Below are 22,724 nucleotides of genomic sequence, written 5' to 3'. Positions count from 1 at the left end.
ATTCCTTTGCGCATGGACACCTACCGGATCTATCGGTCCGATTCCTCTCGTAACCCTGCCCCCGCCCGCCGGTCCCGGTCGCTCTCCGGCCTGCGGGCCGGCGCCGCGCTGCTCGCCGCCGCCACGGCCGTACTGGCCGCCACCGTGCCCGGCGCGTCCGCGGCCGCACCCGCGAACAGGCCCGCCGTGGAACGCCCTTGGCAGGACGGGCCGGCCACCGCAGCGACCCAGCGGTACCTCGACGAGGTGAGGGACAACCCGGACCAGCTCAGGTCCTTTCTCCGCCCGATGCCGAAGGGCGGGGACCTGCACACCCATCTGTCGGGCGCCGTACCCGTCGAGGCGCTGATCGGCTTCGCGGCCGACGACGGGCTGTGCATCGACGAGTCCACGCTCTCGGCATCCGCCCCGCCGTGCGGACCCGGGACGCGGCCCGCCGCGGACGCCGTGTCCGACCACGACTTCCGGCAGGACGTCATCCACGCCTGGTCCATGGAGGACTTCAAGGAGACGCCCGCCGAGAGCGGCCACGACCACTTCTTCGCGACCTTCGGGAAGTTCAAGGCCGTCACAGGATCGCACCGCGGCCGGCTGGTCGCCGAGGTGACGAAGGTGGCCGCCGCGAACCACCAGGATTACGTGGAACCGCTGTTCACCCCGCAGGGCCCCGCTCTGCAGCAACTGGGGGCGGGCCTCCGGTGGACCGGCGACTTCGGCCGGATGCGGGAGGACCTGCTCGCGGGCGGCAAGCTGGGCCGGGTCCTCGACGACGCCAAGGCCGAGACCGCCCGGGAGATGGCCGAGCAGCGCGCCACCCTCGGCTGCGACGCCCCCGAACCGCAGCCCGCCTGCCGGGTGCGGGTGCGCTTCGACTTCCAGGTCGGCCGCGCCGCCGATCCGCAGTACGTCTTCACCCAGCTCCTCGCCGGCTTCGAGATGGCCGAGAAGGACCCGCGCTATGTGGGGGTGAACCTGGTGCAGGCCGAGGACGCCCCCATCGCCCTGCGCGACTACCACCTGCAGATGCGCATGATCAGGTATCTGCGCTCCGTCTACCGCACGGCGCATGTCACCCTGCACGCCGGTGAACTGACCAGCAAGGTGGCCCCCCGCGACGACCTCAGGTTCCATGTACGCGACGCCGTCGAGACCGCCGGGACCGAGCGCATCGGCCACGGAGTGGACGTCATGGGCGAGGACCGGCCGTGGCAGCTGCTGCGGACCATGGCGCGCCGCCACATCGTGGTGGAGGTGCCGCTGACCAGCAACTGCCAGATCCTCGAAGTCTGCGGCGACGACCACCCGGTCAACCGCTACCTGGCCGCCGGTGTGCCGGTGGCGCTGTCCACCGACGACCAGGGCGTCTCGGGCACCGACATCACGGCCGAGTACGCTCGGGCCGTCACCGACCACCACCTGTCGTACCGTCAGCTGCGCGACAGCGCCCGTACGTCACTGGAGTACGCCTTCATCCAGGGCCGCAGCATCTGGCGAGCCGTGGGGGACCACCGGCCCACCGCCGCCTGCGCCGGCAGTGACCCCCGGACCGGCAGGCTCACCGGGAGCTGCCGCGAGCTGCTGAACGCCAGCCCCAAGGCCGCCCTCCAGTGGCGTGACGAGACGGAGCGCGCCGCGTTCGAGGCGCGCCACCAGGCGTAGGGACCCCTGTCCCTGTCAGGCCCGGGCCGGTCCGCGACTGACCGCGGACCGGCCCGTCCGGCTACTTCTCCGAGAGCAACGGGCCGACCATCGCGTGCAGTTGCTCCACGCTCACCCCGCCGGACGCCCGGGCGGCGATCCTTCCCTCGCGGTCGACCACCACCGTGGAGGGGATGGCCTGGGGGCTGAGGCTGCCGGCCGGAAAGCGCAGCAGCAGTCTGCCCTGCGGGTCGTACAGACTCGGATACGGCACACCCCGGCTCTTCTCGAACGCGAGGGCCGGGCCGGTGGAGGGGTCGCCGGTGTTGATCCCGACGAACCGGGCGCCACGGGTGCGGAGTTGGCGGGAGACCGCTGCCAGGTTCTTGGCCTCGGCGCGGCACGGGGCGCACCAGGAACTCCATACGTTCAGCACGACGACCTTGCCCCGGTACGCGGCACCCACATCGAGCGTGTCGCCACCCAGGGTCTTCCCGGTGAGGCGGGGCGCCGTGACGCGGTCGGCCTTCGCCACCGCGGTGAAGCCTTTGCTGCCCGCCGCCCGTCCGCTCCCGTCCGAACTGCCTTTGCCTGAAACGACGTTGCAGCCCGCCAGGGCGAACACGCAGACGGCCGCGGCCACCCCGAGCCGGGCGGTGCGGCGGCCGCCGGGGCCGGGGTGGCCGAGGGCGGCGCTGCTCGGGGCAGGGCTCACAGGGATCATGTGAAAATTTTCGCATGGCTGTCGCGCGCCACCCTGACGGACCCCGCCCGTTGGTTCGGCGGGCGCGGGCGCGGGCGCGAGTGCTGATTGATGGGGGGTGCGGGCACCTGCAAAGCACAGGCACGGGCACACGCCGGCGGGCCCCGGCCTTCCGGCAGGGGCCCGCGGCAGGCGAGGGTGTCAGTCCTTGAACGAGTCCTTCGCGCCGGCGGCACGGTCCTTCGCGTCACCGAGGGTGTCCTTGGTCTTGCCCTTCGCCTGGTCGGTCCTGCCCTCGGCCTCCTGGCGCTTGTCGCCGGTCATCTTCCCGGCGGCCTCCTTGGCCTTGCCCTTCATCTTGTCCATGGCGTTGTCGTCGCCCATTACAGCTCCTCGTACAGTGCGGATCGCTGACCAGCCCACGGTAGGACCGTTCTGCGCGTACCGCCTGATATCGCACCCAATCGCGCTCCGGGACCACCGCCGACGGCCGCGCAGCCACCGCCCCCGGGTGTCAGCGCGCCGCCGGGCAGTGCCGTGAGCGTGCCGGTGACTCGCTCAGCAGGAAGTCCGCCACGGCGTCGGCCGCGCACCCCTTCGCCATGGCCACACCGTGGCCGGTCGCCTCGACGGTGACCATGGCGGCCCGGCCGCCGAAGGCCCGCAGGGTCCGGCGGGCCTCGCTCAGCGGGGTCGAGGGATCCTCGGTGTTCTGCGCCATGAGGATGTTGTGCGGACCGCGCGAAACCGGCTTCGGCGGGTGGTCGGAGCCGGCCGACGGCCAGAAGGCGCACGGCCAGATGTTGGCCGGGGACCCTGCCGTCAGCGGGAACAGCGCCGCGCTGCGGGCGACCGCCCGCCGGTAGCCCGCGACGCCCTTCGGCCAGACGCTGTCGTTGCAGACGATGGCGTCCTGCGCGCTGAAGAAGTTGTCGGGGAGCACCCTGCCAGTCTGGAGCTTCGACGTGAGGTCGGGCGGAATCGAGCCGGTGCCGGCCGCACCGAGCAGCTCCGCGAGCGCCGGGAAGGAGTCGCGCTGTTCGAGCAGGGTCGCCGCGGCCTCCAGCAGGCTGTTCCCGGTGAGGCCCCGGCCGGTCATCAGCGGCAGCGGCGTTCCGTTCAGCTCCCGGGCGGTGGACAGGACCGTGCGCCGCACGTCAGGCGCCGAGCCTCCCAGGTGGTAGGCGCCGTCCCGGGCCGCGGCCCACCGCGCGAAGCCGCCGAAGGCGTCCTCGACCCCGCGCCCCTTGTTCTGGATGACCGCCTTCACCCCGCCCGGCGGGACGACGCTGTCCAGGAGGACCCGTCCCGATGTCGCGGGGTACAGCGAGGCATAGACCTGGCCGACGAAGGTCCCGTACGAGGTTCCGGTGTAGGACAGGGTGCGCAGCCCGAGGGTGGTCCGGACGCGGTCGATGTCGCGGGCGATGTTGACCGTGTTGAAGAAGGGCAGGGCCGCTCCCGCGTGCCGGGCGCAGGCGCCCGCGACGCGCCGGGCCCACGCCACATTGGCGTCGATGCTCCCGTCGGCCGCCGGATAGGAGACACCGGCGGCCGCTGTGCGGTCGGCGCGCGCGATGCCGCAGTGCAGCGGGTCGCTGTGGCCGATGCCCCGGTAGTCGAGCCCGTACAGGTCGGTGGCCCGGGTGACGCGGGCGGGCAGCGCGGACACGTCCAGCGAGGGCAGGTCGAGCCCGCTGCTGCCGGGGCCGCCCTGCCCCGTCATGAGGGACTTCGGCCGGGGCGCCCCGGAGCGGATCCGCGACACCTCGATGGTGAGGCGGCGTCCGCCGGGGGCGCGGTAGTCGAGCGGTACGCGGACGGTCGTGCACTGCTGGCGCGGATCACGCCGGACCGGGGCGGCGCCGCCCGTGCCGGTGTCCGCGGCCGGGCAGGCGCCCCAGCGCACTCCGGTTCCGGCCGTGTCCGCGGTGGGCGAGCCCGCCGTACGGCGTTCGGCGCCGCTGCCGCAGGCGACCGCCCCGGCCAGGAGGGAAGCGAGGACGGCCAGGGCCAGGGCGGGGTGCGGTTTCTCGCGCGGTGGCCGTGCGGCGGGCCGGCGGGTGAGCTGCCGGAGCGGGACGACGACAGCGGCAGCGACGTTGGGGACGCCGGGGCTATTCACGGAACATGAGGCCTTTCAGCACGACGGATGGAGCCGTTGTGTGCTGAGTCTGTGGCCTGCGGCCCGTGAGAACGATCAACCCGGCGGGTGGAGTCCCGGCCGCCGTCCCGGCTTCCACGTCCCGGCTCGCACCCCGGCCGGGTACGGAGAGTGCGGGAAGGGGACGGCGCGAGCCCGCCGGTGACCGCGGTCCGCTGGGGATCCGCTGTCACCGGCGGGCTCGTGTCCGCCGTGCCGCCGGGGGCTTTCACTCACCCGGGCTCGACCGCTCCACGCCGTGTAACTCCGGCTCAGTACGCCGAGTTGACGTTGTCGATGGAGCCGTAGCGGTGAGCCGCGTAGTTGGCGGCGGCCGTCAGGTTCGCGACCGGGTCGGTCAGCTTGAAGGAGGTTCCGGCGACGTGGTACGTGTTGAACGTGGGCTGGATCACCTGGAGCAGGCCCTTCGACGGAATGCCGTTCTGGGCGTTGATGTCCCAGTTGTTGACGGCGTTCGGGTTGCCGCTGGACTCACGCATGATGTTGCGGTGCAGGCCCTCGTAGGTGCCCGGGATGTTCTTGGCCTTCATGATGGCCAGCGATTCCTTGATCCAGCCGTCGAGGTTGTTCTTGTAGTGCACGGGCGCGGCGGCCTTGTGCTTCGCGGCGCTCTTCTTGACGGCGGCCTTCTTCTTCGCGGCCTTGGCCTTCGTGGACTTCTCGTCCTTGTCGTTCTTCTTGGCGGGCTTGGCCGCGGCCTTCTTGGCGGTGTCCTTCTTCGGCGCGTCCTTCGCGGGAAGGCCGTTGACGGAGACCGGCTTGACCGAGGCGGCCGCCTGCGTCGCGGGTATCTGGGCGCTGCTCGACTCGGCGGTGGCGGCCAGAGCGGTGCTGGCTCCCACGGTCACGAGGACGGCGGCGGCGATCTTGTGGTTACGAGTGGTACGGGGCACAGAAATGCGGGGCATTCGGTGCATTCGGGGCATGGAGATGCGGGGCATGCTGGCCTCTTCCAGGTGGGGGACGTGACGTGCGGCCTTCGGCGGCGCAGTGGATGTGAACCGAGGGTCTTGGCCGCGTTCGCCGACTGGCGTGGGTCGCAGGCTCGTTCTCGGTGCTTGCCGGGAACCATGGTTAGCGCCCGTCTTCAGCGGTGGCAATGACCCCCTGTACTACCCCTCATCGTGAGATGAGCTGAAATGCCCGAAATCATGGCTCTTCTGTGGGGCAGGGTGGCGTTGAGGGCCGACTATCACGGGTCGTAAGTGACCTAGGTCCTGTGGCTGGTGTCACCTGGTGAAGTGCCCGAAAATGCCCAAAAAGTCGTCTGGGTCACAGGGTTGAGGGGCCTCGTGGTGATTCAGGGACGCTGTGGTGGGTACACGGCTGCCTCCCGGAGTCGGGCCCGGGCTCCCCGCCCCTCGCCCTTGCGGCGCCTGGGCTCTCGCCCGTGCCGTGCCTGGGCTCTCGCCGCGCTGTGCCTGGGCACTCGCCTCTGCTGTGTCTGCGCAGGATTGCTGGGTGCGGTGGCGGTCCGGGCCCGGTTCGGCAGCGCCGCGCGACGGACCTGGAGGCCCGTGGAGGCAGACGGCTCAGGGCCGGAACGGACGGCTCCACCAGAGATACCCTCGAATCAAGGGAACCCCGCCCGCCATCCGGTGATACGGCGGCCGTGGCGCGCGGGACACTCAGCGAGGAGGTTCCCACGATGACTTCCACGACACGGCTGATGACCGTACTTCCCACATTTCACCGTGAACGCCTGATGGACCTGGCCCGGGACGTCTTCTTTCCCCAGGACGCGAGGATCTTCGAGGAGGAGTCGCCCGCGGACAAGTTCTGGATCATCCACACCGGCACCGTGGCCCTCGATCTGCATGTACCGCAGCGGGGCAGGGTGATGGTCGACACCCTGGGGGTCGGGGACCTGCTCGGCTGGTCCTGGCTCTTCCCGCCGCACCGGTGGCACTTCGGCGCCGAGGCGTTCAGCCCGGTCCGGGCGCACGAATTCGACGCGGTCACCGCCCGGGAGGTGTGCGAGAGCGACCACGAGCTCGGCCTGGCCCTGGCGCGCTCCGTCGCCGAGGTCCTCGCCACCCGCCTTGAGGTCGCCCGTACCAAACTGCTCGACCAGTACATGCTGCACGGGGCCACCGGGGCATAGGACCGGCCGGCCGGAACGGGCAGGAGCTGCCGGTACGCGCGGGAGTGGTCGATGCGCGCAGTACTAAGGGGACGGCCGGTATGTGCGGTGCGGTACTAAGGGAGAGCGGCCGGTACGCGCAGTACTCAGGGGGAGCGGCCGGTACGCGCAGTACTCAGGGGGAGCGGTCAGGTGCGCGGCGGCCCGGATGAGGCATCTGCGGTCACGGGCTGTGCCGATTCCGTCACCGCGGCGTGGCGGAGCCGCCTGAGCCGGTGCATCACATCGTTGCCGCCCCGGCCGAAATAGTCGTGCAGCCGGACGTACTCCGCGTAGAGGAGGTCGTACGCCGCCGCCCTCGCCGGATCGGGTGCGTACCCGGCCGGGCGGATCCGGCCCATCGCCGACGCCGCGGCGTGGATGTCCTCGTACGCGCCGGCGGCCACCGCGGCATGCATGGCCGAGCCGAGCGCCGGGCCCCGCGACGAGTGGATCAGGCTCAGCGGGCGCCGGGTGACATCGGCGTACAGCTGGTTCAGGAAGGTGTTCTCCAGCAGACCTCCCGCGAGTGTGATGCCGGTGACCGGGACGCCGCCCTCCTCGAAGGCCTCGATGATGCGGCGGGTGCCGAAGGCCGTCGCCTCCAGCAGGGCGCGGTAGACGTCCTCGGGCCGGGTGGCCAGTGTCAGCCCCACGACCAGGCCGCTCAGCTCGTGGTCGGCGAGCACCGACCGGTTCCCGCTGTGCCAGTCCAGCGCCACCAGACCGTGCTCCCCGACGGCCTGCGCGGCGGCCAGCCGGGTCAGATGGCCGTGGAGCGTACGGCCCAGCCGCTCCGCCTCCCGTACACAGGACTCCGGGACCGCGGTCCGCAGGAACCAGGCGAAGATGTCGCCGACACCGCTCTGCCCGGCCTCGTACCCCCACAGCCCGGGAACGATGCCGCCGTCGACCACCCCGGACACGCCGACCACCGGGCTCGGCTCGGGGGAGCTCACCATGTGGCAGGCCGATGTCCCCATGATCAGGACCATCCGGCCGGCCCCGGCCGCGCCCGTCGCCGGCACGGTCACATGCGCGTCGATGTTCCCGACACAGACCGCGATCCCCTCGGGCAGTCCGGTCCAGGCGGCCGCGCGGGCGGTCAGACCTCCCGCGCGGGCCCCGAGCCGCCCGGTCGGATGCTCGACCTTGTCGCGTACGAAGTCCCGGAAGGCCGGGTTGAGCGCGGCGAGGAACGCGTCGGACGGGTGGGCGCCGTCCTGCAGCAGACCCTTGTATCCGGCGGCGCACGCACTGCGGACATAGCGGCCGCAGAGCTGCCAGACGATCCAGTCCGTCGCCTCGGCCCAGTGCCGGGTCAGGCCGTACAGCTCCGGATCCTCCTCAAGGAGCTGAAGCCCCTTGGCGAACTGGCCCTCGGACGAGACCCGGCCCCCGTACCGCTCCAGCCATGGTTCGGCGCGCTCGGCCGCCAGGGCGCTGATCCGGTCTGCCTGCGGCTGGGCCGAGTGGTGCTTCCACAGCTTGACGTACGCGTGCGGCCTGTCCCCGTACCCCGGCAGCTCGCAGAGCGGGGTGCCGTCGGATGTCACCGGGACCATGGTGCACGAGGTGAAGTCCGTCCCCACGCCGATCACCCGCTCGGCGGGCACCCCGCTCGCCTCCAGCGCCCGGGGTACCGCGTGGCGCAGTACCCCGATGTAGTCGGAAGGGACCTGGAGCGCCCACTCGGGCGGCAGCCGCGGGCCGCCGCCGGGGAGCGCCTCGTCGAGCACACCGTGCGGGTAGGGATGTTCGGCCGCGCCCAGTTCCGCCCCGTCCCGTACGCGGACCACCACCGCCCGGCCCGACAGGGTGCCGAAGTCCACACCGACGACGTACGACTCCTGGTCCCGGCCGCTCCCCGGCGCTGCGCTCACGACTCACTTCTCCTGCCCGTAAGGCCCGTAAGGAGGGGCCGGCCCGCGCGGCCGGTTCCGGTCGGCGGCGCGGGCGCGGAGCGCCGTTCGCCGCGGATCATCGTACGCGGGCGGGGTGGACGTGAAAGCGCAGCAGAGTGGTGTCGTCGGACGGCTGCCCCTCGGTACGGACCACCGGCCCGGGCGACACCGCGTCCGCCACGGCGGGCCAGAGGGACGCGGCCGGAGCGTTGGCGGAGAGGTAGGAGAGGGTCCAAGGCCCGGGATGCCGCTGGAACAGCAGACGCGCCGCCTCCCGTGCGACACCCCGGCGGCGGTGGCGGCGTACGACGAAGAACTCGCTGATGTTCCAGGTGCCTTCGTCCCCCTCCACATCGCGGCGGGCCAGCGCGAACCCCGCCAGCCGGTCCGCCGCGGTGATCAGGTATGCCTCCCGGTCGGCCGAGCCGGTGAAGTAGTGGTCGAAATACCGGTACTCATAGGTGCCCTGGGCGGATAGTTCCGCCGGGCGGAACTCGGAGAAGTCGTACAGGTACAGCTGCAGCAGACGGGCCAGGACGGACTTGTCGCCCGGCCCCGCTGCCGTGAGACGGACGGGGGCGGACGCGCTCGTGCGGGTGGTGTTCATCCGGGCACGGTCCCAGGCCACGGGCGGTCCCGCCCCCGAATTACCGCCGCCCCTGGTCCGCGCCCAGGTTGGGGCGGGCCGGGATCCGCTGCCCGAAGTAGTCGGTGAGCGTGCCGTCGTCCACCGGGGCGCCCGCGCCGCGCGCGGGCGAACCGGCACGCAGCCTGACACCGTCCGGCGCCGTGGGGTGTGCGGAGCGCAGCAGCGGGTCGGCGTCGACGGCCGCGTGGTCCCGGGGCTGGGCGGTGTTCCAGTACAGGTTGCCCGAGTAGGTGCTGAGGGTGTCGGTGACCGGTGAACCGCCCACGGCTCCGACGAGGACATTGTCCGAGAAGACTGTCCCGGTCTGGCCGTTGTTGGAGATCAGCGCGGTGCCCGGCCGGTCGGTGACGACGGTGTTGCGGTAGACGCGGGTGTCCGTGGTGCTGCCGCAGACCACCGAGATCACCCCGTAGGGGGCCGAGGTGTTGCGGTCGTTGATGCTGATGTTGTCGTGCACCCGGTTGCCGTCCGTGGTGGTGGTCGCCCCGTTGCAGATCAGCAGGAAGCCGCCCTCGTTGTCATGGCTGTAGTTGTAGCGGTAGACGTTCCGGGTGTTGGCGCCGTCGATGTCGTACGCCATGGAGTCCCGCGTTCCGTGCCCCCCGCTCACCTCGTTGTACTGGTAGAGCACGTCATCCGAATTCCAGGCCCACACACCGGCGTTGTAGGCGGCGGAGCGCATGTTGAAGCCGTCCACGCGGTTGTGCTCGACCAGCGCACCGCGTGCGTTCTGTACGACGATGCCGTCCCCGCCCGCGTCCGAGACCTTGTTCCGGTCGATGACCAGGCCGGTGATGGCCTCCCAGCTGCTGCCTGTTCCGTCGGGGTTCGCGGCCCGGTGGCTCCAGGTCGAGGCCGTGCCGATGCCGGTGCGGTCCGTGTGCCTGACGGTGGAGCGCGTGATCCGTACGCCGTCGAAGCGGGTCGGCACGGCGGACCCCTGCACCACGAAGAGGATGCCGCCGCTGGGGTCCGGGTCCTTGCTGTCGGAGCCGTTGACATCATGGACGTCCACGCCGTCGACGACGTAGTGGTGGCCGGTGCCGAAGTCCCGCAGCAGGACGAGCAGTCCGGCCCGGCGGTCCGTCGTGGTGGCCGGGCCCGTGTCGGAGAGGTCGAGGTCGCGGATCTCCCAGCCCTCGGAGTCGCGCAGCAGGACGGCGGCGCGGGCGCCCGCCCCCTCGATGTGCGGTTTGGCCCCGCTGCCGTAGGCGCCGAGCCGGATGGGGTCGGTGGCCGTGCCCGAACCGGTGGGGGCGAGCGTCCCCGTACAGCCGCGCCCGCGCCGCAGCAGCAGCCGGTCGCCCGGGGCGTAGGCCCGTGAGGCTTTGGCGAGGCTGTGCCAGGCGCGGGCCGCGCTGGTGCCCGGCGAACTGTCGCTGCCGCCGCGGCAGTCCACGTAGTAAGTGGTGCCCGTGCGGGGCTGGGCGGCGGCAGCGGCGGTCGGTGCCAGACCGGCGACGGCGGCCGCGAGCGCGGTCAGTACGGCCTTGGTCCGCAGCAGTTCTCTGAACATGGCCGGGACGGTATCCGGAGCCCCGGTGCCCCGGCCATGGACAGAAGTGGAGGGCACTTGGACCTCCGTCCCGGCGCCTGGTGCCCGTCGGGCGGCACCCGGCGAAGGTGCCGGCCGCTGGTACCGCCCGAGGGGCATCTCAGCCGCGGTCGGCTCCGGCGACCCTGCGGGCGATCCGTACGATGTCGCCGGCCGGTTCCGTGCGATACGGGGGGTGGTCGCGGATCCAGCCTTCCTCGACGGCGTACCAGTCGATGTCCCGGGGCGCGCGGTTCCCGGCGAGTGCGGAGCCCCGCTCCTGGAAGTAGGTCTTCCAGCGGAGCGTGTAGAGACCGCCGACAAGACCGGACCACTCACGGTTCGCGTAGTCGCGCAGCCCGCCGTCGTCCGCGGCGGCGCGACCGCCCCAGACGGTGAGGAGCGACACCGCGTCCTGCTCCAGCCGGTCCTTCTCCGCGCTGCCCGCGCCCCAGGACCTGGCGTCGGCGATCCAGCGCCCCAGCAGGAACCGGCGGTCCGTGGCGACGGTCTCCTCCAGCAGCCCCATCCACTCGAACCACTCGGCGGTGAGCCGCCGGAACGCCGTCAGGTCCGCGCCGTCGTACGCCGCCTTGATCCGGGGGAGCAGGGTGCGGCTGTGGTGGGAGACGGTCTGGCGGGTGACGTCCAGCAGGTCGTAACGGTAGGCGCTGCTGCGCCGCAACGCGGCTGGTACGGCGAGGAGTTCGGGCAGGGCGCGGGCGAACTCGGCCGTGTCGTAGCGCAGGCCGCCCGGCGACCAGGCCGCGCCGCTCCGTGCGGTCAGCGAGGGGCGGGCGCCGAAGAGCCCGTCCGGTGCCTCGCTCCAACTGTCCTCGCGGGTCGTCCCGTACGCGGTGCGGCGCAGGATGTCCCAGGCCGCCCGCGCGTGCCGGTCGGGCGCCCCGTACCGCTCGGCCGACCACCGGTCGAACCAGGCGGCCAGGGAGACCGGTCCGTCGCTCCAGGGCAGATCGCTGAAGAGCGCGAAGGCCGCCGGATTGTTGTCCGCGCCTTCCGGCATCAGCGCGATGCCGCTCAGCGCGCTGCCCTGCTTCGTCCGCCACTGCTCGTACAGAGCGACCCAGTCGGGGGTGTTGGCCCCTATCGTGGTGTGCCCGCCGAAGTTCCAGATCGAACCGAAGGCGTACGGCGTCCCGGCCCAGTCCTGCTCGCGGTCGGTCACGGTCGGGTAGCGGTCCGAGAGGCCGTCCACGATGAACATCTTCGACCGGTCGACGGCCTCGATGATCTCGCGGCGGGGGTTGGTCTGCCAGCCCAGTACGTTCCAGACGGCCCCGGGACGCGCGGTCCGCAGGGCCTTCTCCACGGCCTTCGCGGCCTCGCCGACGGGTACGTCCCCGGGGTCTCCGCCCTCGTGCAGCAGGTCGACCTTGTACATGTCCGAGTCCCCGAGAAGGGCGCGCTGGATCCGGTAGAAGGTCTCGGCGACGCGTCCGAAGACCGCGGTGCGCGGATCCAGCCAGTCGGGCCGGGTGAAACCGGTCCAGGCTCCCTGCGGCACCACATGGGCGCCCGGATTGCGGTCGGCGAAGCCGGGCGGCACCGTACCGAAGTAGCCGGGGAGCACCGGGGTCATGCCCAGTTCGCGCACCCGTCCGACGATCCGCTGCGCGAGGCGCACCCGCCGGTCCAGAAGCTGCTGGGAGACCGGCCCGCCGAAGCCCGACATGTTCTGCAGCAGCCACCACGGCTGGTGCGCGGGGCCCGGTATCCACGCCCGCAGCTCGGCGTCGCCGTACCCGAACTCCTGGAAGGTGCGGTGGTAGACGGTGTCCGCACCGGCGTAGACGAGGACCTCGTTGTAGCCGTTCAGGGCCAGCACGTCGAGTTCGTGCTCCCAGTAGTCCCAGCCGCTGTACGGGCCTGTGTAGCCGTCGTTGGTGTCGTTGAGGACGAACCGGTGCGCGACGTTGGCGGACTTGACGAGCGGGGTCCGCAGGCCGGGCAGCCGGAGGGGGAGGGCGGTCTGCTCACCGTTCCAGGAGAAGTGGGCGTGCGCCGCCGATCTCAGGTAGTGGTGCACGCCGGTGAGCTGTACGGCCGGGGTGTTGCCCTCGACCACGATCCGGCCGGCCGTCCCGGACACCCGGAAGGCGTCAGCGCCGTCCCTGGCCGGCACGGTGCGGAAGGAGAACTGGTCGCAGTGGCGGGGGAGGAGCCGTGCCAGCGCCCGGGCAGCCGCGGGGCGCTGCGTCGCCGATGCGCTGCCGGGGCCGGCGCCGAGAGCGGCGGCGGCGCCGAGAGCGGTGAAGACCGTGCGTCGGCCGATGTCCATGGGGCGACTCCCTTATGGCGGGTGTGGCGGACTTATGGCGGGTGTGACGGACCGGATCACTGGCCGGGGATCTTAGCTTGTCGTTACGGTCCGCGATCGAACGCGGCTCGAACCAGGTGAGGGCTTCTGCAGTCACCGGACGTGGTCGCGGTCGTGGACGTGGCCGTAGTCGTGGCCTCCGGCTGATCCGTACCTCCGTCACAGAGCCAGAGGAGTCAGGGCGAAGGCTGTGGTCGTGAGTTCGGTGTATCAGGGTGTCCTGCGGGACGGGTCCGAGAAGGCGTCACATCTCCGGACGGATTGTCGTGTACGGACGGGCCGGTGCGGACGCTGGTCGACCTGTCACCCGCGCCGGAACACCGTCGTGGTCAAGTAGCCCTGTACGGAGGACCCAGTCAACGGCAGGTCGACTTCGTCCGGCTTCGCCGGGGCCTGGCCGGGGCGCCGCCGTGCTGACCTCGGTCCAGACCCGCGAGGTCATCGGGCGATGGTGGACGCCGGGCAGTGGTGGCCGAGTGACCTGGACCTCCTGCTGCCGCCGGCCCACGTCTGCCGGGTCGTCCTGGCCCCGCCCACCGGTGGCCCCGCGTCCACGTCAAACCGATCCGCAACAACGGCACCACCTTCGTCCCTCTCACCCGCGGTGGAAAATTCGACACCCGCATACCCCACGCACTGAACGGCTCCGGTCGCGACGCGGCAGCCGAAATCCTGGCCCTGTTCTCCACCAGCGGCGGACAGCTCCACGCCCGCCGGCGCTGATCGCGGACACGTCTGCGTCCGCTGTGAGACGTGTCCGCCTCGGCTGCGCCAGTGGTGGCCACCCGATCCGCGGACGCCGTATCGGACCGCACCGACCGATTTGCGATTTCAGCAAGGCTATTTGCCACCCAAAGGCATGTGCGCGCAGACTGCGTCCAGAAAGCGCTGGTTCACGATTCCCTTACAGGACAGATGGGGTTGCGGATGGAAAATCGCCATGTTGTGATCATTCCGATTGAGATCGACGAGGAGAAGGAAAGCTCGTATCTCGACGCCTGGCAGGATGCTGCGAACGTGATGGCAGCTCAACCCGGTTTCATTCGGACGTACATGTTCCGCACGATCGTTCCAGGGAGCGAATTCTCTCTCGTCAATGTGGCGGAATGGGAGTCCACCGCTCACTGGGAAGAGGCGATGAACGTCTGCCCGATGCTGGGACAGCGGATAGCCGTCGCCCATGCCTCGAACTACGAGGCGATCCGGACGGTCCTGCCTGCGCAGAGGCCGGGTTCCGGAGATGGTCACACGCCCGTCGGCCTGTCTCCGGTGGAGGCGCGTCGCCGCGTTGTGGACGGGGAGCTCACGCTGGTCGATGTCCGCGAGGACGATGAATGGGCGGCGGGTCACCCGACGGGCGCCGTCCACGCCGCGCTCAGTACATTTCCGGCCTCGCTGTCGGATGTGCCTGACGGCCCCCTGGCCTTCATTTGCCGCACGGGAAATCGCAGCATGCAGGGCGGCGCGCGGGCGATCCAAGGGGGCCGCTCCTCCGTCTACAGCGTGACAGGCGGCCTTGAGGCATGGGAAGCGGCTGGTTTGCCGGTTGCCCTCCCCGACCGCGGGGGCTCGGCGAACAACGGCAACCGTGCCGGAGCTGCGGTACATAAGGTCTGACGAAAGCAGAACCGGCGGATAACCGCCGCATACGTCCGCCGGCGTGAGGCCGGCCGGGTACGCCACCCGCCCCGCACCCTTCGGGAGTTCCCTACCGCCATTTGAGTCGGGGCTCGTTCATGCGGTGGGCGGCGATTTCCCGAAACGGGAATTGCAGCGGGTGCGGAATTTCAGAAAGGAACCATAGCGTGTTTTCTGTCGACACCCTGGAGTTCGAGGGGCTGGGCAACCGCAGTTACCTGGCCGGCGGTCCGAGAGCAGCGGTCGTGGTCGATCCGCCCCGTGACGTCGACCAGGTGATCGCCGCTGCCGCCCGGCGGGGGGTGCGCATCGCCTGCGTGGCGGAGACGCACGTGCACAACGACTACATCACCGGCGGTCTGGAACTGGCACGCCTCACCGGCGCCCGCTACCTGGTCCCGGCCGACGCCCACGTCTCCTTCCCGCGCACTCCCGTCACGGACGGCGACACGTTCGATGTGGACGAACACCTGGTGCTGCGTGCGATAGCCACCCCGGGCCACACCCCGCACCACACCTCGTACGCACTGGAGGAGGGGGGACGCGCGGTGGCGGTCTTCACTGGCGGCTCGCTGCTGATCGGCACCGTGGGGCGTCCGGACCTGGTGGACCCACGGCTGACCGAACGCCTGGCCCGCGCGCAGCACGCCTCCGCCCACCGGCTGGCGGCAACGCTCGACGACCAGGTGCCCGTGCTGCCCACGCACGGCTTCGGCAGCTTCTGTTCCTCCTCGCAGGCCGAGGGCGATGCGACCACGATCGGCAAGGAACGCACCAGCAACGACGCTCTCACCCTGGATGTGGACTCCTTCGTGAAGCGGGTCCTGGCTGGCCTGGAAGACGTACCCGCCTACTACGCGCACATGGGTCCGGCCAACGCCGCCGGCCCCGCGCCGGTCGACCTGACCCCGCCCGAGCCCGCCGACGCCGCACAGATCGCCGGGCGGCTGGCGGCGGGGGAGTGGGTGGTGGACCTGCGCAGCCGGGTCGCCTTCGCCGACGGCCATGTGGCCGGATCGTTCAACTTCGAGGGCACCGGCAAGCTGGCCACCCATCTGGCCTGGCTGATCCCGTGGGGCAAGCCGGTCACCCTGCTCGGCGACACCCCGGCGCAGATTGCCGACGCGCAGCGGGAGTTGACCCGGGTCGGCATCGACCGCCCGGCCGCCGCCAGCACCGGAGATCCGGTCACCTGGATTCGTGAGGGGGAACAGCTCGCTTCCTTCCCTCGCGCCCGCTTCGCCGACCTCGCCGATGCACGCAAGCGGGGCGAGGACGTGGTGGTACTGGATGTGCGCCGGGATTCCGAACGTGCGAACGGCTTCATCGAGAGCTCCGTGCACATTCCGCTCCACGAGCTGCACGGTCGGGTCGGCGAGATACCCGACGGCATGGTGTGGGTGCACTGCGCCGGCGGTATGCGGGCGGCGACCGCCGCTTCCCTTCTGGACGCGACCGGACGAAAGGTCACCGCCGTAGACGACGGCTTCGAGGCCGCCGCCGACACGGGCCTGAGCGTCACCCGGCCCTGATGTCCTGCTCCACCTGCACAGAAGAAGGCACGTGTTGTTCCTCTCCCCTCACCACGCTGACCACCTCGGCCCGAACATGCCTGCCCACCTGCCCCAAGCTGTCCTCACCACCGCCTTCACCGCCCAGCCACCTTTCTGATCAAATACCGCTGACCCGCCAACTGGAGCGACTTCTCAGCTTGTTCTTCAACCCTTGGCGGGGCCTCAGCGGCGGCAGTAGATTCTCCGCAGTGACCTTGATGGAGACGCAGGGCCTCGCGTCGATGACCGACGAGGCGCAGTTGAGTTGGAGGGCGCTGGGGGACATGACTCGGCGGCCCGCCGTGGTCATGCTCCACGGCGGGCCGGGTCTACCGGACTATTTGAGCCAAGTCGCCCCCATGGTCGCGGACCTCGCGCCCGTGTACCGGTACGACCAGCGCGGCACGGGCCACTCCCGGTGGCGGGGCCGCCATTCCTTCGCCCGGCATGTCAACGATCTCGTGGAGCTGCTCGACGCATGGGACGTGCCCAGGGCTGTGCTCATCGGGCACTCCTACGGAACTGACCTGGCGAGTCGGTTCTGCCTGGCGCACCCGGACCGGGTTGCCGCGATGCTGCTGATGTGCGGGCCGTTCGTCGGCGATTGGCGCACGGAGGACAGAGCGGAGCGAGACCGCCGCATGTCCGCAGCTCAGCAGGTACGGCTCCGCGAACTGGAGGAACTGCCGCACCGCACGGAGGAGCAGGAAGTCGAGCTGCTCACGCTGGCCTGGTTCACCGATCACGCCGATGCCGAACGGGGGTGGCGCTGGGCCGCGCAGGGTGCCCGGCGGCGTCGCCCCGTCAACTGGGCCATGAACGGTGATCTCGGCAAGGCAGGGCGCGCGGACCCGCTCGATGAGCATCTTGCCGAGCTGCGCGCGTGCCTGCCCGCGCGGGCGGAGCTTGTCGGTGGCGCCGACGATCCCCGCCCCGTATCGGCTCTGGAATCACTCGCGCTCCGGCTCGGTCTTCCGCTGACGCGGATCGAGGGCGCTGGGCACGAGCCCTGGTTGGAGCAGCCCGACGTCGTGCGTGCACACCTTCGGCGATTCGTGCAACGCGCAGTGGGCTCGTAGGGCTTCGACCGGTCTGTCAGCTGCTCCCGATCGGGCCTGGGCGGGCCGGACCCCGCGACTGCGGCACGATCCGCCGGGCAGCCCCTGAGCCGCTCACCGGGGCATCCGTCGGACGCGGGGACGGCTGCACCAGCTCCGGTCAGTCCGTGGGCGCCGCCGTGGCGGGGCCGTCCCACAGCCGCAGGCCGACGGTCAGCCCGTGGACACAACGGGCCGCGAGCTCGGCCGGGCCGCCGGGGCCGTGGTCCGGTGCGTCCGACGCGGCCCAGACCTCGACGGCGACACGCATCGCGGTGTTGGCGGCGGCGGAGGCCAGCCTGATCTCCAGCGGGTCCGCCCCACCGCCCGCCAACGCGGCGAGCACCGGGGTGAGTTCCTCCTCGGCGTCGTGGGTCACCCGGAGCCAGACGGAGAGCAGGCCCGGATGGGTGTCCATCGCGCGGATCAGCCCCCGGGTCCAGTGCAGCGCCTGGGTCTCGGCCTCGTCGGTGGGGGTGAGCGCGCGCAGCGTGGCGCGTTCGAGCGCCAGGGGTGCGGGCAGGTCGCCCGGGGTGTCGCGCAGATCGGCGATCCACTGCCGCACGCCGCTGGAGAGCAGGGGGGCGACCGCGTCCTCCTTCGTCCGGAAGTACCGGTAGAAGGTGCGCAGCGCGATGCCCGATGCGCGGGCGATGTCCTCGGCTGTGGTGCCGTCGGCGCCCCGTTCGGCGAAGAGGGCGGCGGCGGTGCGGGCGATCTCCAGCTGGGTCGCCGCCTTGCGGCGCTCGGTGAGCGAGGGCCGGCCGGTGGCTGTCCGGGGCGTGTCTGGCATGCCCCAAGGGTATGTCCCGGTGCCGCTGTCCTGCTCGATCTGCCTTTCTGGCACAACGTGCCATAAAGGCGTACCGTGCAGAAGAAGGGTTCGAAGGCGAGCCCGGAACGGAGACAGGAACAATGAACCGCTTTGACGGACGCCGCGTACTGGTCACCGGTGGTGGCTCGGGCATCGGGCAGGCCACTGTGGCCCGCATCCTCGCCGAGGGCGGCACCGTCGTCGCCGCCGACATCGTCGAGGCGGGCCTCGACACCACCCGCGAGCAGGCGCGCGCGGCAGGGACCGAGAGCCGGCTCACCACGGTCGTGGCCGACATCTCGGACGAGGCGTCGGTGCGCTCGGCCATCGGCGGCGCCATCAGTGATCTGGGCGGCCTGGACGCGCTGGTCAACGCGGCGGGCATTCTGCGGTCCTCGCACACCGCGGACACGAGCCTGGAGTTCTGGAACAGGATGCTCGCGGTGAACCTGACCGGCACCTTCCTGGTCACCCGCGAGGCGCTGCCCGCGCTGCTGGCGGACGGCAAGGGCGTGGTGGTCAACTTCAGCTCCACGTCCGCGAGCTTCGCCCACCCGTACATGGCGGCCTACGCGGCGACCAAGGGCGGTATCCAGTCCTTCACCCACGCCATAGCCATCGAGTACGCCAAGCAGGGGCTGCGGGCGGTCTGTGTCGCGCCGGGCTCCATCGCCTCGGGCATGACCAGCGACCCGGGCCTGCCCGCGGACGCCGACCTCAGCCTGCTCGCGAAGCTCTCCCCGGCCATCGGCCAGGGCTTCGCCGGGCCGGAGACGGTGGCGGGTGTGATCGCCATGCTCGCGTCCGACGACGGCGCGTTCGTGACGGGCACCGAGCTCCGTATCGACGGCGGTACGCACGCCTGAGCCGTGCCATCCGGCGGCCGGGGCAGCCACCGCCCAGCCGGCCGCCCGACGGAGCCTCTCCGCCGGGCGGCCGACGAGCGGCCGACGAGCGGTGGCTGTCCGGTATGGGCAGACTGGAAGCACCGGACGAGGCGCCGTCGGCGGCGCCCGGCCCCTCAGCGCAGCGCCGCCCCGACACGCGGCGGGCGTGGGGCGGCGGAACCGGACGGTTCCCGGCGGACGAGGAGGAGATCCCGGTGGATGCCGCAGGCGTGGAATGGAGCGACGCGGTCTCCGGGGCCCCCTGTTGGGTCAACCTGACCGCACGGGATCTGGTGGCGGCCCAGGACTTCTACGGCGCCGTCATGTCCTGGCGGTTCCGGCCGGCGAAGCTCGGCGAGGAGTTCAGCGTCGCCCTTCTGGACGGATCCCCGGTCGCCGGTATCGGTGCGCTCGCGCCCACCCTCCAGGTCGCCGTCGCCTGGACCCCGTTCTTCGCCGTCTCCGACGTGGACGTGGCAGCCGCCCGGATCAGGGAGCGCAGCGGCACGGTGGCCATCGGACCGGTCTCCCTCGTCTCGGGGCGCGGAGCGCTGGCCGCCGACCGGGAAGGCGCGGTCTTCGGGATCTGGGAGGGACAGCTCCTCTCCGGCTGGGAGGCGTGGCGCGACAGCACCCCCGCCTGGCTGCGGCTGCGTACCCGTGACGCCTTCGACGCGGCGATCTTCTACGGGGGAGTGCTCGACTGGGCCACCGGGCTCCCGGGCAGCTGCGAGGTCGAGTACGAGGAGGACGAGGTGGTCCTGCGCAGTGGGGGTCACGTGGTCGCCCGCCTCAGCTCCGGCGCGCTGGAGGCGGCTCGCGATCCGGCGATCCGGCCGCACTGGCAGGTGCACTTCCCGGTGCCCGACGTCTCGGTCTGTGTAGCGGCGGCGCTCGCGCACGGCGGCACCGTGGTCGCCCGCCACTCGACGCCCTCCGGTATGGAGGCGACACTGTGCGACCCGGACGGCGGTCTGTTCACCGTGACCCCGCTGCATCCCGGTGACGTGGGGGCCCGGCTCTCGCCGGGGCCGGCCGAGTAGGGGAGACCGGTGGGGGCTGAGCAGGGGCTGGGCGTTACGCGGAGGCTGGGCGCCACGCCGTGACCGGACGTCAGCCCGCTGTGCCTGAACATCACGCCGTGACGGAACGCCATGCTGTGGCCGAACGCTGCACCGGGCCGGCCGGCGCGCCGGGACCGACCCCGTAGGCGTTCCCGGCTCCTGCGGGCACGTGCTGTCAGGTCGGGTACCGGCAGTCGCCAACCGGCAGTCGCCAATCCGCAGTCGCCAACCGGCAGTCGCCCACCCGTAAGAGGCAGCCCGCGATCCACGGCAGAAGGGCCCCGCCGTTCTGCGCAGATCCCGTTCGAGCGGGGCGGGCTGACCGGCGGCGCCCGTGGGAGGAGCCGGGCCGGTCCGTCACCGCATCCCCAACACCCCTGCGCTCAAGCGCCGTTCGGTGCCACCCCCGTATCGCCTCTGCTCACTCTCCCCAGCAGGCAAGCCTTTGGCCATGGGACACCCATCGGCTGCCCCCGAGAGTAAAACGCGGGTACAGACGCCCCCGGTCATCTTGTTGACGTGTTCCTGGCGAACGTAGGTTGTGGCCGCCTCGCCGCGTACCCCGCAGGCCGGGGCAGCAAAGGCACCCGCACAGCTCCTCGTTCCCCCACAAGACGGAGGCAGAAAGTTGTTGCGCAGATCCCTTTCCCTCACGGCGGTGGCCGGTATGGCCGCCGCCGCGCTCGCGCTGGCCGCACCCATCGGCCAGGCGGCGCCCGCCTCTTCGGGCTCATCCGCCCATGGCGTCAAGGTCGCCCGCTCGTGTGCGCAGCCGACGAAGAAGGACTACATGGCGTGCAACGCACTCCATGTCACGTCCGGCACCCCCGCGTCGGCGAACGCCGAGCGCAACCTGACCGCGGCCGCGGCGCCGTCGGGCCTCGGCCCGTCCTCGCTCCAGGCGGCGTACAAACTCCCGTCCGCATCGGCGGGTTCGGGTGCGACCGTGGCGATCGTCGACGCGTACGACGACCCGAAGGCCGAGTCCGACCTGGCGACCTACCGTAAGCAGTACGGGCTTTCGGCGTGCACCACGGCCAACGGCTGCTTCAAGAAGGTCGGCCAGTCCGGCACCTCCAGCCTGCCTTCGGCCGACGGCGGCTGGGCCGAGGAGATATCCCTCGACCTCGACATGGTCAGCGCGGCCTGCCCCAACTGCCACATCCTCCTGGTGGAGGCCACGTCACCGACGATGGCCAACCTGGGCACCGCGGTCAACACGGCCGTCAAGCTCGGCGCCAAGTACGTCTCCAACAGCTACGGCGGCGGCGAGTCCTCCTCCGACAGCTCGTACGACACCAAGTACTTCAACCACCCCGGTGTGGCCGTCACCGTGAGCTCCGGTGACGACGGCTACGGCGCCGAGTACCCGGCGTCGTCGCGCTATGTCACCGCTGTGGGCGGTACGTCGCTCAAGACCGCTTCCTCCACGCGCGGATGGGTGGACACGGTGTGGAGCGGCGCCGGTTCGGGCTGCTCCGGCTATGACGCCAAGCCCACGTGGCAGAAGGACACCGGCTGCGCCAAGCGCACGGTCGCCGATGTGTCCGCGGTCGCCGACCCCAACACCGGCGTCGCCGTGTACGACTCGTACAGCCCCGGCACCGGCTGGATGGTCTTCGGCGGCACCAGCGCGTCGTCGCCCCTGATCGCGGCGGTCTACGCACTCGCGGGCACCCCGTCGTCGGGCTCCACCCCGGCGTCGTTCCCGTACGCGCACACCGGTTCGCTCAATGACGTCACCAGCGGCTCGAACGGCAGCTGTGGCTCGTCCTACCTGTGCACCGGCAAGGCCGGCTACGACGGCCCGAGCGGCCTCGGCACCCCCAACGGAACCGCGGCCTTCACCGGCTGACATCCGTTGTTCCCTCCTTGCGGGGCGGTCCCCTGGGGGCCGCCCCGCAAGGCTGTCCGCACGCCCCACCGGGGGATGCCGGACGAGAGCGCCCCTCAGGGCGCCGCCGCCGGAGCGTTCAGCTCCCGGCCCCGTCGGGCGGCAGGTCCTCCAGCAGACTCCCCAGCGCGCCGAGCACCAGCCGGGAGATCTCCTCGGGAGCGGCGCTCGCCAGGGGTTCCCTGGCCACGACGACCCGCATCAGGCCGATCCCGAGCAGCCACGCCATGGCCAGATCCGCGCGCAGGAGACTGTCCTCCTCTGCGGACAGGGTGGACAGTGCCGCCGAGTACGCGTCGCCCACGGCCCGGACCATGTCGCCCACCTCGCCACCGGCCCCGATGGACCGCAGATAGACGGCCAGCGGCAGATCGGCCGTCTCCTTCCCGCCATCGGTGAGCATCCCGCGCAGAGCGGTGGCGAACAGCCGCTCCGGCGCCGTCGTGCGCACCTGCTCCTGGCCCCCGGACGCCATCACCTCGGTGAGCAGCGCCTGCTTCGAGCCGAAGTAGCGGAACAGCAGAGCCTGGTTGACCCCCGCGTGCGCGGCGATGTCGCGTACCGTCGCCGCCTCGTATCCCCGCTCGGCGAAGAGCTTCGCCGCCGCGTCGAGGAGCAGTCGCCGGGTGCCCCGGGCGTCACGGCGCCGCTCGGCAGGTCCGTCGGCCGGGTGTTCCCCCATGATCCGTTTCCTCCTCGATGAGGCGTCAGCATAACGGCCGTAT

The 22,724-nt window shown here is 71.4% G+C and carries 18 protein-coding genes; 8 read left to right on the top strand and 10 right to left on the bottom strand.

Going from position 1 to position 22,724, the window contains the following annotated elements; translation table 11 throughout:
* Positions 1–12: 12 nt before the first annotated feature.
* Positions 13–1,659, top strand: coding sequence for an adenosine deaminase family protein (locus ACWGKJ_RS18740; RefSeq protein ID WP_385029439.1), 1,647 nt, complete (start codon positions 13–15; stop codon positions 1,657–1,659).
* Positions 1,660–1,720: 61 nt separating this feature from the next.
* Here ACWGKJ_RS18740 and ACWGKJ_RS18735 read toward each other — a convergent pair whose 3' ends face one another.
* From ACWGKJ_RS18735 to ACWGKJ_RS18720, 4 genes are all read right to left on the bottom strand, one after another.
* The gene (locus ACWGKJ_RS18735; protein ID WP_385029436.1) at positions 1,721–2,362 is read right to left on the bottom strand and encodes a TlpA family protein disulfide reductase; all 642 of its coding nucleotides are present in this window, start codon (positions 2,360–2,362) and stop codon (positions 1,721–1,723) included.
* A 180-nt stretch (positions 2,363–2,542) separates the two neighbouring features.
* The gene (locus ACWGKJ_RS18730; RefSeq protein ID WP_385027845.1) at positions 2,543–2,725 is read right to left on the bottom strand and encodes a CsbD family protein; all 183 of its coding nucleotides are present in this window, start codon (positions 2,723–2,725) and stop codon (positions 2,543–2,545) included.
* Between the two features lie 130 nt (positions 2,726–2,855).
* The gene (locus ACWGKJ_RS18725) at positions 2,856–4,466 is read right to left on the bottom strand and encodes an alpha/beta fold hydrolase (RefSeq protein ID WP_385027848.1); all 1,611 of its coding nucleotides are present in this window, start codon (positions 4,464–4,466) and stop codon (positions 2,856–2,858) included.
* A gap of 290 nt (positions 4,467–4,756) precedes the next feature.
* On the bottom strand, positions 4,757–5,413 hold the full coding sequence (locus tag ACWGKJ_RS18720) for a transglycosylase SLT domain-containing protein (RefSeq protein WP_385027851.1): 657 nt from the start codon (positions 5,411–5,413) through the stop codon (positions 4,757–4,759).
* A 740-nt stretch (positions 5,414–6,153) separates the two neighbouring features.
* Between ACWGKJ_RS18720 and ACWGKJ_RS18715 the strand changes: the two genes are divergently transcribed.
* Positions 6,154–6,609 carry a cyclic nucleotide-binding domain-containing protein gene (locus ACWGKJ_RS18715; RefSeq protein ID WP_385027854.1) on the top strand — a complete coding sequence of 152 codons (456 nt, stop codon included), beginning with the start codon at positions 6,154–6,156 and terminating at the stop codon, positions 6,607–6,609.
* A 167-nt stretch (positions 6,610–6,776) separates the two neighbouring features.
* Here ACWGKJ_RS18715 and araB read toward each other — a convergent pair whose 3' ends face one another.
* From araB to ACWGKJ_RS18695, 4 genes are all read right to left on the bottom strand, one after another.
* Complete coding sequence (araB, locus tag ACWGKJ_RS18710; RefSeq protein WP_385027857.1) at positions 6,777–8,510, bottom strand: ribulokinase; 1,734 nt, start codon at positions 8,508–8,510, stop codon at positions 6,777–6,779.
* A 97-nt stretch (positions 8,511–8,607) separates the two neighbouring features.
* Positions 8,608–9,138 (bottom strand): GNAT family N-acetyltransferase, encoded by a 531-nt coding sequence (locus ACWGKJ_RS18705; protein WP_385027860.1) that lies wholly within the window; start codon positions 9,136–9,138, stop codon positions 8,608–8,610.
* A 40-nt stretch (positions 9,139–9,178) separates the two neighbouring features.
* Positions 9,179–10,696: a right-handed parallel beta-helix repeat-containing protein gene (locus ACWGKJ_RS18700; protein ID WP_453315768.1), complete on the bottom strand. Its 1,518-nt coding sequence runs from the start codon at positions 10,694–10,696 to the stop codon at positions 9,179–9,181.
* Between the two features lie 139 nt (positions 10,697–10,835).
* Entirely contained in the window at positions 10,836–13,013 is a 2,178-nt protein-coding gene (locus ACWGKJ_RS18695; RefSeq protein ID WP_385027758.1) for an alpha-N-acetylglucosaminidase, read from the bottom strand.
* A gap of 792 nt (positions 13,014–13,805) precedes the next feature.
* On the opposite strand from ACWGKJ_RS18695, the gene ACWGKJ_RS18690 reads away from it, so the two are divergent.
* The 3 genes from ACWGKJ_RS18690 (at position 13,806) to ACWGKJ_RS18680 (ending at position 17,322) form a co-directional block, all read left to right on the top strand.
* Positions 13,806–14,669 (top strand): rhodanese-like domain-containing protein, encoded by an 864-nt coding sequence (locus tag ACWGKJ_RS18690; RefSeq protein WP_385027761.1) that lies wholly within the window; start codon positions 13,806–13,808, stop codon positions 14,667–14,669.
* Positions 14,670–14,857: 188 nt separating this feature from the next.
* Entirely contained in the window at positions 14,858–16,222 is a 1,365-nt protein-coding gene (locus ACWGKJ_RS18685) for a rhodanese-like domain-containing protein (RefSeq protein ID WP_385027764.1), read from the top strand.
* Positions 16,223–16,461: 239 nt separating this feature from the next.
* Entirely contained in the window at positions 16,462–17,322 is an 861-nt protein-coding gene (locus ACWGKJ_RS18680; RefSeq protein WP_385027863.1) for an alpha/beta fold hydrolase, read from the top strand.
* 139 nt (positions 17,323–17,461) lie between these two features.
* Here ACWGKJ_RS18680 and ACWGKJ_RS18675 read toward each other — a convergent pair whose 3' ends face one another.
* Positions 17,462–18,133 (bottom strand): TetR family transcriptional regulator, encoded by a 672-nt coding sequence (locus ACWGKJ_RS18675; RefSeq protein WP_385027766.1) that lies wholly within the window; start codon positions 18,131–18,133, stop codon positions 17,462–17,464.
* Between the two features lie 122 nt (positions 18,134–18,255).
* Here ACWGKJ_RS18675 and ACWGKJ_RS18670 point away from each other — a divergent pair, with 122 nt between their 5' ends.
* The 3 genes from ACWGKJ_RS18670 to ACWGKJ_RS18660 all read left to right on the top strand — a co-directional run bounded on the left by ACWGKJ_RS18670 (position 18,256) and on the right by ACWGKJ_RS18660 (position 21,960).
* Positions 18,256–19,020: an SDR family NAD(P)-dependent oxidoreductase gene (locus ACWGKJ_RS18670; protein ID WP_385027769.1), complete on the top strand. Its 765-nt coding sequence runs from the start codon at positions 18,256–18,258 to the stop codon at positions 19,018–19,020.
* A 104-nt stretch (positions 19,021–19,124) separates the two neighbouring features.
* Positions 19,125–20,084 (top strand): VOC family protein, encoded by a 960-nt coding sequence (locus ACWGKJ_RS18665; RefSeq protein WP_385027773.1) that lies wholly within the window; start codon positions 19,125–19,127, stop codon positions 20,082–20,084.
* A 688-nt stretch (positions 20,085–20,772) separates the two neighbouring features.
* Entirely contained in the window at positions 20,773–21,960 is a 1,188-nt protein-coding gene (locus tag ACWGKJ_RS18660; RefSeq protein ID WP_385027866.1) for a S53 family peptidase, read from the top strand.
* Positions 21,961–22,078: 118 nt separating this feature from the next.
* Here the strand turns inward: ACWGKJ_RS18660 and ACWGKJ_RS18655 are convergent, their stop codons facing one another.
* Positions 22,079–22,681, bottom strand: a complete 603-nt coding sequence (locus tag ACWGKJ_RS18655; protein WP_385027776.1) for a TetR/AcrR family transcriptional regulator — start codon at positions 22,679–22,681, stop codon at positions 22,079–22,081.
* Positions 22,682–22,724 lie beyond the last annotated feature (43 nt).

This window comes from Streptomyces sp. NPDC054757, from assembly GCF_053612185.1.
Note: the sequence above shows the minus strand (reverse complement) of the source record. Positions and strands in the feature narration are given on the sequence as shown.